The sequence below is a fragment of the Paucilactobacillus wasatchensis genome (assembly GCF_000876205.1).
GTDB classification, from domain to species: domain Bacteria; phylum Bacillota; class Bacilli; order Lactobacillales; family Lactobacillaceae; genus Paucilactobacillus; species Paucilactobacillus wasatchensis.
In genome coordinates this window covers 1-15,268 of record NZ_AWTT01000048.1, presented here as the reverse complement: position 1 = coordinate 15,268, position 15,268 = coordinate 1, and the positions used below count along the sequence as shown (strand labels likewise).

The window sequence follows — 15,268 nt, the reverse complement described above, 5'->3', positions numbered from 1 at the left end:
AATCCATTAATTTTGGTGAAAATAATTAGGTAACAAGAAAATTAAAAGATGTCTATAACCGTTTTAAAATGTTAGTATCTAATAGAAAGAATTGGAAAGGTGAAATATAATTTTGAAAATAACAATTTTAGGTTTTTTTGGTGGCTATCCGTTCAATAATCAAGCGACTTCTGGATATTTGATACAAACAGGTGATTATAATTTACTGCTAGATTGTGGTAGTGGCGTGTTACTTAAATTAGAACAAGTGCTTAATCCTTTGCAACTAGATGCCGTAATATTATCGCACTACCACGCAGATCATGTGGCTGATATTGGAGTTCTTCAGCATTATTGGCAATTAGCACCAGGTAGTAAAAAACTGGAAGTATTGCCAATTTATGGGCACACTGCAGATAAAAATAGTTTTAATCGGTTAAACTGGCCTGGTGCGACAGTTGGTGAAGCATATGAGCCCCAGCATACTCTTAAATTAGGACCATTTGATGTTGAGTTCATGTTAACGAAGCATCCTGTGCCAGCTTATGCAATGCGATTTACAGAGCGTGCAACTCTTGCCAATTTCGTATTTACTTCTGATACTGACTATATAGCTGCTTTGGTTCCTTTTGCTAACAAAACGGATTTGTTAATTACAGATACAAATTTTTTAGTTGCTCCAAAAGGACCCAAATGGCATATGACTGCCTATGAGTCCGGCAAACTAGCAAAGACTGCTAGTGTTCAACAATTGGTTCTCTCTCATTTACCACAATATGTTCAGCCAAATGAGCTAAAACAAGCTGCTCAAGAAGAGGCAGGTGATGACATTGTTGTGAAATGTGCAACTAGCAACATGGTGATTACATTGTAGAATGTTGCAGCTATACTACTAAATTTGAAATTTATTCACAAAAAAGACATAATTAAAAACTTTTTGAATCAATTAGTGAATAATTGGTTGCACTCAACCTATTACAGACCAAGTAGCGTTTTTTTAACTGATATACATGTTATAAAATGACAAAACACGGATAATTGTATATTAAAAAGTTTGACCTTTATTTCTTCGTTCTTAAAAATATACTATCTTTTTATTGCTTAATGTTGTATAATAAAAAGCGTAGCAAGGAAATACTTTATAGCGTAACTAGCTATAGAGTTTCAAGGAGGCAAACAATTATGGTAACACTTTATACATCTCCAAGTTGCACATCATGTCGCAAAGCACGGGCTTGGTTACAAGACCACGACATCCCATATCGGGAAAGAAATCTTTTTTCCGAACCACTTTCAATGGATGAAATTAAAACAATCCTTCGAATGACCGAAGACGGTACCGAAGAGATTATCTCAAAACGTTCAAAAGCATTTCAAAAATTACATGTTAATTTAGATGATTTACCAATGAAAACGTTGTATGAATTAATTCAAAAGAATCCTGGGTTATTGCGCCGCCCTATTATCATCGATGATAAGCGACTGCAAGTGGGGTACAATGAGGATGAGATTCGGCGTTTCTTACCACGCAAGGTTCGTGCATTGGAATTGGCCGAGGCACAACGTCAAGCTAATTTGTTTTAACTTTAGGAGCTTAATACAACACAGCTTGTATTAAGCTCTTTTTGCTTGCAACTTCCTTTACTTTTCGGTAAAAACGGTTAGAATATACAATAATGAAGAAGCGTTTTCTGCGGATCGAAAGGGGTGCTATTTCAATGGAAATGGAACGAATAAATGAAAATACGATTCGTGTTTTAATTGGAAATGATGATTTGACTCAACGTGGCATTACTGTACTTGATTTATTGGGTAATCATCAGCAAATTGAAAGCTTCTTTTATAGTATTCTAGAAGAAGTTGATACTGAACATCAGTTTCAAAATAACGATTCCGTCACCTTTCAAGTGCTGCCAAACCGTAATGGTCTGGAACTGTTTATTAGTAAAAATGGTATTGATGAAGAGGCCATTGCTGATGAGACAGGGAGCACAGAAGACTTGCAATCAGATGATATTTCTGAATTTTTAAAGCGCCAACTCGAGCAAACCGATGCTAAACATTCTGATCAACGAAAAAGCGCCATTGGTAATGATGAATTGGATGATGCAGTCAAAAATCAGGAATTGGAAAAAAACATCACTGTAATTAAATTGGATGATTTTGAAAATATGGTTCAAATTGCACGACTACTTCATTTAGAGAATGCAGTGTCCAATTTGTATACGTATCGTGATTCTTATTACTTGGAAATTATTTTCTTTGTTGATCAAACAACACCTGAGACTATTAAAGATGAGTTGGCAATTGCTTATGAATATGGCAATAAAGCGACAATCACATCTGATGTGTTGAATGAGCACGGAAAAAAAGTTATGGATAATTCTGCTTTAGAGCTAACTCGTTTTTACTTCAGCAAATAATTTTTTACTTTTTATAATAAAGCTCAGCCTTAGATAGGCTGGGCTTTTTTGGTGCAATATAATGTGATATGCGTATGTAATAACTGAGGTGATTAACATGTTGATAGCAATGGTCCATGGTCAAAGTGTTTTGGCGAATCGTAATTTGCAACGGGTGAGATTTATCTGTCCTGTTTGTAAACAACCAGTTATTTTGCGTGCTGGGCAGATCAAGGTTGCTCATTTTGCTCACATCAAGGGCGGCGATTGTGCTGCGAGTGAAGGTGAAACCAGTGAACATTTGTTAGGCAAAAAACAACTATATGCATGGGCGGTTAAACGTCATTTTAGTCCAAGGTATGAGGTCTATTTATCGGCGATTAAGCAGCGGCCAGATCTTTTAATTAAGATTGGCGCACGAACTGTGGCGCTTGAGTATCAATGCAGTCCAATTTCACTTGCACGGTTACAAGAGCGAAACCGTGGTTATCAAAAGCTAAATATTATAGTATGGTGGATATTAGGGGCACCTTATCAACAACGCCGTTTAAGTAACGTTAAAATAGCACAGTTTACACAGAAAATTGCAGGTCGTCTTGGGCTATTATTCTGGAGCACAACAACTAAAAAATTTATGTATGGTGGACATTATCAACTAATTGATTTTTGCAAAACGAATCGTCCACATATGACGAGTAGAGAAATTGTAATACAACAAACAAAAACTATTGATCGGCAATTAATGCAAGGTCATGAGCGGCTTGAAAAAATTGTTCAACATTGTTATCAAGCAGGCCATTTATTTAGTGGCATCCCGATAGTGGCACACTATAGCAAACAACATTGGCCTGCAGCAATTTACGGATTGACCATTTGGCAAACACAAGTTTTGCTGCAACTGGAACAGGAACCGATTAATCGTCAATGGTCACTTGAAGACTGGTTTGGGTGGTTGAAACAAGACAATTCGCAAGAATGGCTTTCTTTTCCTTGTTTGCCAACAGATTATGTTAAAATACACTATTTTAAACAGTTCACGCTGCAGCTAAAAAGATACCACATTATTTCGCTGAATCGGAACGTAACTTATGTTAATGCTCCAGAGTGGTTTAATGATGGGACGAAAAAAATGAACTATTTGAAAAATAATTCTGAATGGCAATAAAAAAGGTGACCCCACTTAAGGCCACCTACAAATTATAATTAATAAATTAAAGAATATGAAGATTAGGATTGCTTTGATGCTGATAAAAATTAACGAAGTCTTGCGCCGATTTTTGCAGGGCTTCCGTTTTATTAGTGCAAATATCAACTAAAGTTTGGTAATCAAAATTATCGATGAGAACACCATCATCTGAGTTATTGGCATCAAAAACAACAGCGGAGGAAGGTTTTGAAACACCCATTTCAGTGGCCATTTTTTGGTCAGTAGTGAATGCTTGCCGTGCTAATTTAGATGTGCGATCTTCCGTAAACATTTCGAGATCTAATTTTGCCATTTGTGCAATTTTCTTGGTTAATGATAATGAGTATTCGTGATGGTCGCAGACCAGATGTCGTTGCATGTGAAGTAAAAAAGCACGTCCTTTTTTTCGACCTTGAAATAGTGCCGCTTTATAATCCATAATGATTTGGAAGAGTGTATCTGCAGCGTTGTTTCTTAGCTTCAGGTCATGCGAATTCAATCCATATGCATCGAGAGTATTGGTGATGGTCTGCATGTTTAGCAATGGAATAAATTGGTATTGCACCGTTCCATCTAAAGTGTTATCTAGCTTTAAAACATCATTTTCGCAACGCATGCATTTTGTTCCAAGTGGTTCGACAAATAAATAAACTTCTAACAAGATACATCCTCCTCAATTCTACAACCAGTTAAACTATGTAGTAGATCCTCCAAATTGTTGCACATTAACTTTACCAAACATGAGATAAAAAACAATCAAAACGCTTGTGAAATTAATCGGTGACAATTTAAAATCAATATTTGTATTTTGCCAAATTTTAGTCCAGTTGTAAAGAAATATGCCACATTGAAAGATTGTGAAAAACTTTCAGGTAGTCCAAACGAGTTCTATGTATGATAGAATGGAATTCGAAGATGAGGGGGAAACGAAATAATGGCAGAAAACTGGCGACACTTTTTGTTACCTTATCAACAGGCAGTTGATGAATTAAAAATAAAATTACGCGGGATGCGTAAACAATTCCAGGATTTGAACCAACATGCACCAATTGAATTCGTTACGGGACGAGTGAAACCCGTCGATAGTATCAAAGAAAAAATGGTGCGTCGGCATATTCAACGCGACCGATTAGAGCAAGATATGCAGGACATTGCTGGGTTGCGGATTATGTGTCAATTTGTTGAAGATATTTATCAAGTAGTCGATTTATTACGACAACGTAGCGACATGACCATTTTAGAGGAACGGGACTATATTACAAATGCAAAGCCAAGTGGTTATCGTTCCTACCATATTGTGATTGAGTATCCAGTGCAACTTGTCTCGGGTGAAAAAAAGTTGTTAACAGAAATCCAAGTTAGGACGCTATCAATGAATTTTTGGGCGACAATTGAGCATTCACTTAATTACAAATATCAGGGTGATTTTCCAAATGATTTAAGTGTTCGTTTACAACGAGCAGGAGAAGCTGCATTTAAACTAGATAATGAGATGTCTGAAATTAGAGAAGAAATTCAAGAAGCACAGAACCTGTTTTCATACGGTAAGAGTAATTCTTGGTCTGACCAAGAAAATCAAGACCATGAGCAGGCAGACGATCGAGGACAACCAGGGCAAGATTAAGAGGAAACGACGATGCGAGTTGCGGTCTACAGTAACCATACAAAAGAATCAAATAAAGTTACAAATCAAATTAATCAAGGATTGAAAGAAAATAATATTGAAATTGACGATCGTGCGCCCGATATAGTTTTGACGATTGGTGGCGATGGTACTTTGTTGTCTGCGTTCCATCATTATCGTGAGCAGCTCGAACATGTTCGCTTTGTGGGGATTCACACTGGCCACTTAGGCTTTTATACTGATTGGCGGGACTATGAGGTGGACAAATTAATCGACAGTTTGAAACAAGATAACGGACAGCGTGTTAGTTATCCACTGGTGGATGTCGATATAAAGTATACTGATGGGACCAAGGAACATTTTGTTGCTTTAAACGAATCAACGATTAAAAAAATAGAGAACACGATGGTTTGCGATATTTATATTAAAGGACAGTTATTTGAACGCTTTCGTGGAGATGGCTTGTGTATCTCAACACCAACTGGTTCAACTGGTTACAATAAATCCATTGGTGGAGCAGTAATTGATCCGAGTTTGCTAGGTATTCAGCTTGGTGAAATTGCTTCGATTAATAATCGGGTTTTTAGAACGTTAGGCTCGCCAATCATTGTGGGTCAGGATCAATATTTAGACTTAAAATTACGAACAGTGGATCAACTAATTGTAAGCTGTGATCAATATCAGGCCCACGGCTTAAATGAAAAGCGCTTGATTGATTCTATTCACTATCAAATTTCAGCTAGGCAAATTTATTTTGCGCGTTACCGCCATACTAATTTTTGGGAACGAGTGGATGAGGCATTTATTGGGGGAGCAAAGTGAGGTTTTCGTGGACTTATCAGGCTGAGGAACCAATTAAAGTTAGAACTTTTTTGGGAATAAATGGGGTCACCCGTGCTTTATTAATTATCGCTAAATACCATGGTGGTGATATTTTATTGAATGGCAAGCATGTCTGGACAATTAATATGATGCACCAGGGTGACCGTGCCACATTGGTTTTACCGGATGAAGTGGCTAGTGACAAGGTTGAACGTAGTGATCTACCTATTGATATTTTGTATGAAGATAATGATTACTTGATTTTAAACAAACCTGCCGGAGTCGCGTCAGTACCCGCTCATCACGTTGAGATTGCAGATAGCTTGGTAAATAGAGTTAAGGGATACTATCAGAGACAAAACTATGCTGATCAAGTGACTCATATTGCAACACGTTTGGATAAATATACGAGTGGAATTGTTATTTTTCCCAAACACCATTTTGCGCACGCAGCTTTTGACCAACAATTAAAGAAACATCAAGTAGTGAAAAGGTATCAAGCAATTGTGGCTGGTAAACTAACAGTAACGCATGGCTTAATCGATGCACCTATTCAGCGCGATCCTGAATCCTTTGTTAAAAGACAGGTTGGTGCAGGCGGTAGAAGTTCTCAAACAGAATACTGGCGACAAAAACAAGGAACAAACAGCTGTTTAGTAGCTGTTCTACTACATACTGGCCGGACCCACCAAATTCGTGTCCATTTTAATTATTTGGGACTCCCATTAGTTGGAGATCAAATGTATGATGGACCCGATTGGCTTGAGCGGCAAGCACTGCATTGCGGTAGTCTTTGTTTTTATAGTCCATTTATTCAAAAAAAAATTGAAGTATATTGCCCACTGCCTGCAGATATGCAAGCATTTATTAGCGAAATGTAGGGTCAGGTGAGAAATAGTGAATGAGATCAACAATGAAAATCTAGCAATTATAGCTGCACTTGACCACCAAAAGCGTACTTTATTTCGCAGTCAGTTTTTAAAACTGCATTTTTATGACCAAACGCAGCTGTTTGCTTCATTCACAGCTAAACAACGTAGCCGAATATATCAGTTTCTGACACCAAAAGAACTGGGTGATATGTTTGATGAATTTGAGGTTGAGGAAACAACTGTGATCGGTTTTTTAAAAGAAATGGAACCGCAATTAGCTGCCGATATCTTGTCAGAAATGTATACAGATAATACAGTTGATATTTTAGGTCAAATGGATAAAGCTGATCTGGCAACTTATTTAAATTTAATGCCAGCTGATGAAATTGCGGAAGTACGCCAGTTATTAAATTACCAAGATAAAACTGCTGGAGCCTTGATGACCACAGAGTACGTGGCCATAGACCAACACAAAACTGTTAGCACTGCAATGCAAATTATTAGACATCAAGCTACTAATGCAGAAATCATTTATTATTTATATGTCTTGGATGATGCCCAAAATTTAATTGGAGTAGTTACGTTACGGGATTTAATGGTGAGTGACAAGCGAGCTGTTATACAGACAATTATGAATCCGCACGTTTATAGTGTGTTTGTTGATGACGATCAAGAAAACATTGCCCAAAAAGTTCGTGAGTACGATTTTCTAGCTGTTCCTGTGGTCAGCAGAACTGGACATATGTTGGGCATTATTACGATTGATGATATCATCGATGTTATTGATGAAGAATCCGCTGAAGATTATTCAGGTTTAGCGGGTGTTAACGTTGATGACACTAGGGAAACTCCATGGCGAGCTGCAATTCATCGCTTACCATGGTTGATTACACTACTTATTTTGGGGATGTCCACCGCAGGTTTGATTAATCATTTTGACAGTTTAGTCAGTCAAGCAAGTATTTTGGCGGTGTTTATTTCGTTAATTACGGGGACGGCTGGTAACGCGGGTACGCAAAGCTTGGCGATTGCGATCCGTAAAATATCAGTTGAAAATGATCGTAAGATTTGGCACTTAATTAGTAATGAAGTGTTAACTGGAGTAATTATTGGTTTTACGTCAGCGCTTGTGATTACCCTAATTGTTGGTTTCTGGAAAAGTAATTTCATTTTAGGTGGCGTGATTGGAATTTCGATGATGGCTGCAATTGTAGTGGCCAATTTAGCTGGTAGTTTAATTCCGATTTTGATGGATTGGATTGGAGTGGATCCGGCGGTGGCAAGCGGGCCGTTTATTTCGACATTATCTGATTTGACCTCGGTAATGATCTATTTTTCAGTTGCTCAGTTATTTTTGGCTTATCTGACTTGAAATTAAAAATTTTATGTAAATAAAAAGTCCTTCAAGTTTGATCAACTTGCAGGACTAATTTTATCGCTATTTTTGTGTTACCAGTTTAACACAGACTCCTTCTGGACAAGGGAAATCCTTTTGGATGAGGGTTAGTAACCCAGTAGTAGCATTTCGTTCAAACAGAGTTAAATTATCTGTTTCTTGGTTAGCACAGACAATGAAATTTTCCGTTGCATCGAACGCAAAATCACGGGGGAAATCGCCCTCAGTGCTAATCGCCTGAATCATCGTAACTGAATTATCAGATTGCGTTTGGAAAACCGCGATTGTATTCTGACCACGATTTGATGTGTAAATATATTTTCCATCGCTGGAAACATGTATAGCTGCTGCACCATTATGTGTATTCCAGTCAGCTGGAATGGTAGAAATAGTTTGTAAATGCTTAAATTCACCATTAACTGGATTGTATTTTAAAACCTCTAGGTTGCTGCTTAATTCACCTAATAAATAAGCAATGGTGGGATTAGTGGGTGAAAAAGCAATATGCCGAGAACCGAACCCTGGTTCACTTTGGTAGCGTGAGACTGCAGTGAGTTTGCCGTCTTTTGTCACATTATAAACAACGACTAAATCCATGCCAAGATCACAAACGACTAACCGATTATCGGGTGTCAAATCACAAAAATGAACGTGCGGGGTATCTTGTTCCTCAGCGGGACCGGTCAACCCTTGGTGAGTTACCTGGTCAGTTTGGGTGATGCTGCCATCAGCATTAATTTTAAAAACGGTGACGGTTGATTGATGATAGTTACCACTGAAAACTAGTTGGCGAGCTTCATCAATGCCAACGTAGGCCGGTGGCGAGCCCGCACCAAGTGCCTCATTAATTAGTGTTACTGGAGCGTTACTTAGGTTATAAGCCCCCACGCCACCTCGCTCACCATTCTTGCTGACAGTATATAAATTATTTGCTGCCGAAACACCTAAGTAGGTGGGATTTTGGGTATGAACCAATAAGTGTAAATCTAAAAGTCGTTTTGTGCTTGAATCCAGTTTAACTGAGTAAATTCCCTGACTATTTTTTTTCGTATATGTACCAATTAAAAATTTTGTTTGCATCTTGGTTACCTCCTAATGATTCACTTACTAATATAACAATCACGGCCTATCAATTCCAGTCGAACTACGAATTATGTTACACTATTAACAAGAAAACTTGCGATTGAGGTGAAAGCATTGAAAGAAATAAAACCGCAACCATCAAGAAAAGTTAATTCAGTGTGGCAGTTGTTAAAAAGCAGTCGCATTGTCAGTACACTAGTGATTATTTTGTTAGTGTTATTAATTTTATTTTTGGGCAGTAAGGTACCATGGTTATTTAAACCATTACAGCAATTTATGAGTATTGTTGGGCTACCAATTGTGCTAGCAGGCGTATTTTATTATTTATTAAATCCATTAGTCGACCGACTCGAACGACGTTTTAAAATCAATCGGACCTTAACTATCACTGCCGTGTTTGTGATTGTGGTGATATTATTAGTTTGGGGCATTTGGAGTATTATTCCGATTATCAACCAACAAATTCAAGGAATGGTTCAGGCGTTACCGAGTTATCTAAAGCACATTAACCGTGATATCAATGGTTTAATCAGTCAGCCGATGTTCAATCGGTTTCAGGATCAAGTTAACCATTTGAGCGATCTTGCCTCTAAAGAGCTGTCACAGCAGTCAAGTGCATATGTCAAATCGACAGTTAGTTCGCTGGGGAATGTGTTAGGCACTGTGACAACGGTGCTAGTGGCCATTATTACAATGCCCTTTATCTTATTTTACCTTTTGCGAGATGGAAAACAGTTACCTAAATATTTGGTGAAGTTTGTTCCTGATAAAATGAGACCGTCTTTTTTAAACGTATTGGGTGAAATTAATCAGCAAATCAGTAACTACGTTCGAGGACAGTTAACAGTTGCTTTTTTTGTGGCCATAATGTTTTGGATCGGTTATCTAATCATTGGACTCAAGTTTGCACTGACGATCGGTATTATTGCCGGCATATTAAATATGATCCCGTACCTTGGTTCTTTTTTGGCGATGGTGCCAGCTATTTTGGTTGGAGCGTTTATCTCGCCGTGGATGCTGGTGAAGGTGCTGATTGTTTTTGCTGTTGAGCAAACAATTGAAGGCCGGGTATTGTCACCATTAATTTTAGGAAGCAATCTAAAAATCCATCCGGTGACAATTATCATCGTGTTATTAGCTTCTGGTAAAATGTTTGGAGTTCTTGGTGTAATTTTTGGCATCCCAGGTTATGCGGTTATCAAGGTTTTGGTGACCCATTTATTTAAATGGTATCGTGAAAATTCAGCGCTTTACGATCAAGAAGAATCAAAGGAATAAAGGTGTCAGAGTGAAAAAAATTGAACGAAGCCAACAATTTGTGCAACAACATTTGGCACTATTCAGGTGTCCCATCTGTCAGGTACCAATGCAAGCGGTGCGTAGTAATAGTTTCATCTGTGAGCAGCAACACTCGATTGATTTTAATAAGCATGGTTTTTTATACTTTTTGCAAAAGGCAGCGTCGTCTGAATATGATCAGTCTATGTTGAGCGCCAGAAGAAAATTGTTGTCTGCTGGTTTGTTTCAACCAATTGTCGAGCAAATTCAGCAACAGTTACCCGTGCAGTCACAAACAATTCTGGACGTAGGCTGTGGTGAAGGAACACCTTTGGTTGAACTAGAACGAATTCGTGCTGACCGCGATACCGCAATTGGATTTGATATTTCAAAAGATGGCATTAATTTGGCCACTCAGCTAGCTACAGATGCTTTTTTTTGCGTCGCAGATTTACGTCGGTTACCATTTATGGATCAGAGCTTTGATTCAGTTATCGAAATTTTTTCACCGTCTGATTACGGTGAATTTAAACGAGTATTAAAACCAGGTGGTCGGTTATTGAAAGTGATTCCTAATGCTGAGTATTTAGTTGAGTTGCGCCATTTACTTTATCCCAGTGGTGCCCACGCCGAATATGATAATACAAACGTGATTGAATTATTCAAACAGCATTATCCGAACACGATGGTTCGAAATGTTAACTATCAGTTTGGTATTCCAACGGAATTGCGAGAAGCGATGGTGTTAATGACACCACTTCATTGGGGGAAAGGTGCTCGTGAATTGACAAAATCACAACTACAACAATTGACCAAAGTGACGGTGAATGTGACGTTACTATGTGCGATTAATGATTAAGATTTGAGAAAATTTGCAATTAAACGTTACTAGTGGTACATTTTAGGTAGAAATCGTTTGGTAGTTGACATCGACTTTGCCGTTGGTGATTACCAAGGAGTACTTCATTAAAGCAGCGTTTCGCCGTGCCCACACCGAGACCCTGCTTTTTTATTTGGCTAAATTTAACAGATATTAATAAGGAGTTAAGTGTCTTGACTAATCATATTGTTTTATTTGAACCATTAATGCCGGCTAACACTGGTAATATTGCCAGAACCTGTGCTGGGACCGATACTAAATTGCATTTAATTAAACCATTGGGTTTTTCAGTAGATGACAAGCATATGAAACGAGCGGGGCTTGATTACTGGGATAAGGTTGACATTACTTATCATGAAAATTTACCTGAGTTCATTAATAGTGTTCCGGACATCAGTAAACTATTTATTGTTTCTAAGTTTGCAAATCAGGATTATTCCAGTCCTGATTATTCTGCCGCGAGCGGTGACTATTATTTTTTATTGGGTAAAGAAACCACGGGACTTCCTGAACCGTTTATGCGGCAATACCCTGACAATGCTATTCGGATTCCACAAGATGATACTAAAATTCGGGCATTGAATTTATCAAACAGTGCTGCCATTGTTATTTATGAAGTATTGCGACAACAGAATTTTTTACATTTGCAACGGGTGCACAAATACGAAAATGATAAATTGAAATAGACTGAAGTAACTGGCTATTTTATGCTAAGATTGATTAATTGAAACTGCAAAGAGAGGGATTTGTGTGGCTGCAAAAAAAACAAGGCGAAAGAGAAAAACAACCAAACGAAAAACCAGCAATTCTAGTAAATATGATTCTGCCCTTAATAACTTATTAGGAGTGGTAATTTTATTATTGATACTTTTGGGGCTCTTTAACTTGGGTGCAATTGGTACTTTAGTAGTTAATTTATTTCGAGTGCTGGTTGGTCAAACTTATCCGCTAGCGTTGGTGATTATCGGTATTTATGCACTCGGGTTGACGTTTAAGGGCCAGTGGCCTCATTTTAAGTTCCGCTTTTTGCTCGGCGGTTTATTAGCATATATTGGCGTTTTGTTATTATTTCATGGTGCCATGTTTAATCAATTGGATCGGCATGCCGACTTTGTGACGATTACTTGGACTAATTTAAATCAAGACATTGTTCAAGGAAGTATTGATATGCCAGTTGGTGGTGGCATGATCGGTGCTTATCTGTACCAGCTTTGTTATTTTTTGGTGTCCAATTTAGGAACAACTTTAGTTGCAATTTTACTCATAATTATTGGGGTAGTTGTCTTCTTTAAGTTACCCGTTGCTAAAATTTTAAACACGATTACTGTGACGGCCAGTAAAGGGGCTAGGAGCATTAAATCACTACAGAATAAGCATGAACTGAGAGCACATAAGAAGCACGCTAACGAGATTAAAAAAGAAAAGCCAGTTGCTGAAAAACAACAACCTGCAGAATCACAACGGCCGGTCACTGACTTTTTTAGTGATAGTTCGGTCGAATCTGATGCCAGTCAGACACCAAATATTACTGTTGCCAGTGATTCAGAAGTAAAGGCGGCCAATAAACCTGATGTTAAAGAAGATGATATCAAGCTACAACCGGCACAAGAAAGCGAAAATGCTGATTATCAGTTGCCTGCTACTACTTTGTTAACTAAGGTGCAGGCTACTGACCAGAGCAAAGAATTAAATGCAATTAAGCTTAATACCAAAACATTGCAGGATACCTTAGCTTCATTTGGAGTTGATGCCAAGGTTGAAAATGTTAATTTGGGCCCATCAGTGACTAAATATGAACTGCGACCAGCCGTTGGCGTTAAGGTGAGTCGAATTGTTCACTTAGCTGATGATTTGGCACTTGCATTAGCGGCCAAGGACATCAGAATTGAGGCACCTATCCCGGGCAAATCATTAATTGGAATTGAAGTACCAAACCGTCAAATTGCGACTGTTGGATTTCGTGACATGGTAGAGGCAGCACCAACGAATAATAAAATGCTAGAGGTACCGTTGGGACGCGCAGTGACGGGCCAGGTTATGACTGCTGACTTGACGAAAATGCCACATCTGCTAATTGCCGGTGCAACCGGTAGTGGTAAATCAGTGGCAATCAACGTGATCATTACTAGTATTTTGTTAAAGGCAAAACCACATCAAGTTAAGTTTTTGATGATTGATCCTAAAAAAGTTGAATTAAGTGTTTATAATGGGATTCCGCATTTACTTAGTCCAGTAGTGTCTGAACCGAAGCGGGCTGCTAAGGCACTTGGTAAAGTAGTTAGTGAAATGGAACGCCGCTATGAGTTGTTTGCTGGTTTTGGTGTTCGTAATATTGCTGGCTATAACAAAATGGTACGCGAATCGAACGAACAGGATCAGGATAATAAACCATATTTGCCATTAATATCGGTAATTGTGGATGAGTTGGCAGATTTAATGATGACTGTATCCAATGATGTTGAAGATGCGATAGTACGGATTGCACAAATGGGACGAGCAGCTGGTATTCATATGATTTTAGCCACTCAGCGGCCATCAGTGGATGTTATCACTGGCCTAATTAAAGCTAACGTACCGTCACGTATTGCTTTTGCAGTTTCAAGTGGAATTGATTCTCGTACTATTTTAGATTCTAATGGAGCAGAGAAATTATTAGGTCGCGGAGATATGCTGTTTATGCCGATCGATCAAAATAAGCCAGTCCGAATTCAGGGTGCTTTTATTTCTGACCATGATGTTGAAGCAGTAGTTGATTTTATTAAAAAGGAGCAGCCAGCGCAGTATGACGATTCAATGGTGGTTAAAGATGATGAAATAAAGGCTGATGAAGCCAATGAAGACGAAGATGAATTGTTTGGTGAAGCGTTAGATTTTGTGGTTGATCAGCAAAAGGCGTCGACATCGTTGATTCAACGTCGCTTTAGAATTGGTTATAATCGTGCTGCTAGGATGATAGATGAGATGGAACAAAGGGGCTTGATTGGGCCATCCGAAGGTTCTAAGCCACGTCAAGTCTATAAGCAAAAAGAAGAACAGTAGGCAAACAAAAAGCGTCCGCGTAGCGGCCGCTTTTTGTTTAAATTTTTAGTCTAATATAAGCCTAGTCCGGCAATGGCACCAAGAATAACCCCGCCAACCATTGAGATGATCATTACCCAAACGGCGACCATCGTTATTTTTTCAAATCCGGAACGCTTCTTCTTTTGCATTGAATAATAACCGCCTTTCAAAAATACTCACTACAGTGTAACCAAAAGTAAGCAAAAATTCAATCGTTAAGTTACATATAGTGATGGCGTCTTAAGGTATGCAAGGTAATCAGGCAGATGACGATGGTGGCTATCATGATCCATGAAAATGCGGATGCAAGTTGTGCACCTGGTAGATTAACATTCATCCCATAAATACCACCAATGATAGTAGGAATTGTCAATATTAGAGTTATTGAAGTTAAAATTTTCATAACATCGTTTAGATTATTGGACACAACAGCAGATACCATGTTGCTGTACTGATCCAAAATTTGACTCTGATTATTTGTCATTGTCATTGCTTGATCATTTTCAATCAGAGTTTGGTCGCTGAGCTCGTTCAATTCAGTGGTCGAAAAGTAATGGTTACCTGAGCTAATTTTTTCGAGCACGGGCTGATTTTGGTTTAAAGCAATATCAAATTCAATTAACGTTTTTTGTAATGCCATTATTTGATAAATTTGTTCATTTTTGGTGGCGGTTGTTAATTGGATT

16 protein-coding genes are annotated in these 15,268 nt (G+C 38.2%); 12 read left to right on the top strand and 4 right to left on the bottom strand.

Annotation, left to right across the window (positions count from 1 at the left end):
• Positions 1-112: 112 nt before the first annotated feature.
• The 4 genes from WDC_RS08030 to WDC_RS09430 all read left to right on the top strand — a co-directional run bounded on the left by WDC_RS08030 (position 113) and on the right by WDC_RS09430 (position 3,546).
• The gene (locus WDC_RS08030) at positions 113-853 is read left to right on the top strand and encodes an MBL fold metallo-hydrolase (RefSeq protein ID WP_044011346.1); all 741 of its coding nucleotides are present in this window, start codon (positions 113-115) and stop codon (positions 851-853) included.
• Between the two features lie 308 nt (positions 854-1,161).
• On the top strand, positions 1,162-1,563 hold the full coding sequence (gene spxA, locus WDC_RS08025; protein ID WP_044011345.1) for a transcriptional regulator SpxA: 402 nt from the start codon (positions 1,162-1,164) through the stop codon (positions 1,561-1,563).
• 134 nt (positions 1,564-1,697) lie between these two features.
• The gene (locus tag WDC_RS08020; protein WP_044011344.1) at positions 1,698-2,402 is read left to right on the top strand and encodes an adaptor protein MecA; all 705 of its coding nucleotides are present in this window, start codon (positions 1,698-1,700) and stop codon (positions 2,400-2,402) included.
• Positions 2,403-2,499: 97 nt separating this feature from the next.
• The gene (locus WDC_RS09430) at positions 2,500-3,546 is read left to right on the top strand and encodes a competence protein CoiA (RefSeq protein WP_052497833.1); all 1,047 of its coding nucleotides are present in this window, start codon (positions 2,500-2,502) and stop codon (positions 3,544-3,546) included.
• A gap of 46 nt (positions 3,547-3,592) precedes the next feature.
• Here the strand turns inward: WDC_RS09430 and WDC_RS08010 are convergent, their stop codons facing one another.
• A complete protein-coding gene (locus WDC_RS08010; RefSeq protein WP_044011343.1) occupies positions 3,593-4,228 on the bottom strand; it encodes a DsbA family protein in 636 nt (211 codons plus the stop codon).
• Between the two features lie 273 nt (positions 4,229-4,501).
• On the opposite strand from WDC_RS08010, the gene WDC_RS08005 reads away from it, so the two are divergent.
• From WDC_RS08005 to mgtE, 4 genes are read left to right on the top strand one after another with little or no spacing between them, the layout of a single operon-like run.
• The gene (locus tag WDC_RS08005; protein WP_044011342.1) at positions 4,502-5,191 is read left to right on the top strand and encodes a GTP pyrophosphokinase; all 690 of its coding nucleotides are present in this window, start codon (positions 4,502-4,504) and stop codon (positions 5,189-5,191) included.
• A 12-nt stretch (positions 5,192-5,203) separates the two neighbouring features.
• Positions 5,204-6,013 (top strand): NAD kinase, encoded by an 810-nt coding sequence (locus tag WDC_RS08000; RefSeq protein WP_044011341.1) that lies wholly within the window; start codon positions 5,204-5,206, stop codon positions 6,011-6,013.
• A complete protein-coding gene (locus WDC_RS07995) occupies positions 6,010-6,894 on the top strand; it encodes an RluA family pseudouridine synthase (protein ID WP_044011340.1) in 885 nt (294 codons plus the stop codon). The genes WDC_RS08000 and WDC_RS07995 overlap by 4 nt, the downstream gene beginning before the upstream one ends.
• A gap of 16 nt (positions 6,895-6,910) precedes the next feature.
• The gene (gene mgtE, locus WDC_RS07990) at positions 6,911-8,257 is read left to right on the top strand and encodes a magnesium transporter (RefSeq protein WP_225349642.1); all 1,347 of its coding nucleotides are present in this window, start codon (positions 6,911-6,913) and stop codon (positions 8,255-8,257) included.
• Positions 8,258-8,323: 66 nt separating this feature from the next.
• Here the strand turns inward: mgtE and WDC_RS07985 are convergent, their stop codons facing one another.
• Positions 8,324-9,361, bottom strand: a complete 1,038-nt coding sequence (locus tag WDC_RS07985) for a lactonase family protein (RefSeq protein ID WP_044011339.1) — start codon at positions 9,359-9,361, stop codon at positions 8,324-8,326.
• A gap of 117 nt (positions 9,362-9,478) precedes the next feature.
• Between WDC_RS07985 and WDC_RS07980 the strand changes: the two genes are divergently transcribed.
• The 4 genes from WDC_RS07980 (at position 9,479) to WDC_RS07965 (ending at position 14,561) form a co-directional block, all read left to right on the top strand.
• Positions 9,479-10,642 (top strand): AI-2E family transporter, encoded by a 1,164-nt coding sequence (locus WDC_RS07980; RefSeq protein ID WP_082040965.1) that lies wholly within the window; start codon positions 9,479-9,481, stop codon positions 10,640-10,642.
• Between the two features lie 10 nt (positions 10,643-10,652).
• Positions 10,653-11,501, top strand: a complete 849-nt coding sequence (locus tag WDC_RS07975) for a methyltransferase domain-containing protein (protein WP_044011338.1) — start codon at positions 10,653-10,655, stop codon at positions 11,499-11,501.
• Between the two features lie 194 nt (positions 11,502-11,695).
• Entirely contained in the window at positions 11,696-12,208 is a 513-nt protein-coding gene (locus WDC_RS07970) for a tRNA (cytidine(34)-2'-O)-methyltransferase (RefSeq protein ID WP_044011337.1), read from the top strand.
• 64 nt (positions 12,209-12,272) lie between these two features.
• Positions 12,273-14,561 (top strand): FtsK/SpoIIIE family DNA translocase, encoded by a 2,289-nt coding sequence (locus tag WDC_RS07965; protein WP_044011336.1) that lies wholly within the window; start codon positions 12,273-12,275, stop codon positions 14,559-14,561.
• Between the two features lie 50 nt (positions 14,562-14,611).
• Here WDC_RS07965 and WDC_RS09545 read toward each other — a convergent pair whose 3' ends face one another.
• Together WDC_RS09545 and WDC_RS07960 are read right to left on the bottom strand one after the other, a co-directional pair.
• Entirely contained in the window at positions 14,612-14,731 is a 120-nt protein-coding gene (locus WDC_RS09545; RefSeq protein ID WP_082040964.1) for a DUF4044 domain-containing protein, read from the bottom strand.
• Between the two features lie 71 nt (positions 14,732-14,802).
• Positions 14,803-15,268: magnesium transporter CorA family protein (locus WDC_RS07960; RefSeq protein WP_044011335.1), on the bottom strand; the 466-nt coding region annotated here is incomplete at its 5' end.

What these genes read in the sequence shown, in the direction of transcription:
- spxA (WP_044011345.1), top strand. Translation starts at nt 1,162, where the DNA reads ATGGTAACACTTTATACATCTCCAAGTTGCACATCATGTCGCAAAGCA.
- WDC_RS08020 (WP_044011344.1), top strand. Translation starts at nt 1,698, where the DNA reads ATGGAAATGGAACGAATAAATGAAAATACGATTCGTGTTTTAATTGGA.
- WDC_RS09430 (WP_052497833.1), top strand. Translation starts at nt 2,500, where the DNA reads ATGTTGATAGCAATGGTCCATGGTCAAAGTGTTTTGGCGAATCGTAAT.
- WDC_RS08005 (WP_044011342.1), top strand. Translation starts at nt 4,502, where the DNA reads ATGGCAGAAAACTGGCGACACTTTTTGTTACCTTATCAACAGGCAGTT.
- WDC_RS08000 (WP_044011341.1), top strand. Translation starts at nt 5,204, where the DNA reads ATGCGAGTTGCGGTCTACAGTAACCATACAAAAGAATCAAATAAAGTT.
- WDC_RS07985 (WP_044011339.1), bottom strand. Translation starts at nt 9,361, where the DNA reads ATGCAAACAAAATTTTTAATTGGTACATATACGAAAAAAAATAGTCAG.
- WDC_RS09545 (WP_082040964.1), bottom strand. Translation starts at nt 14,731, where the DNA reads ATGCAAAAGAAGAAGCGTTCCGGATTTGAAAAAATAACGATGGTCGCC.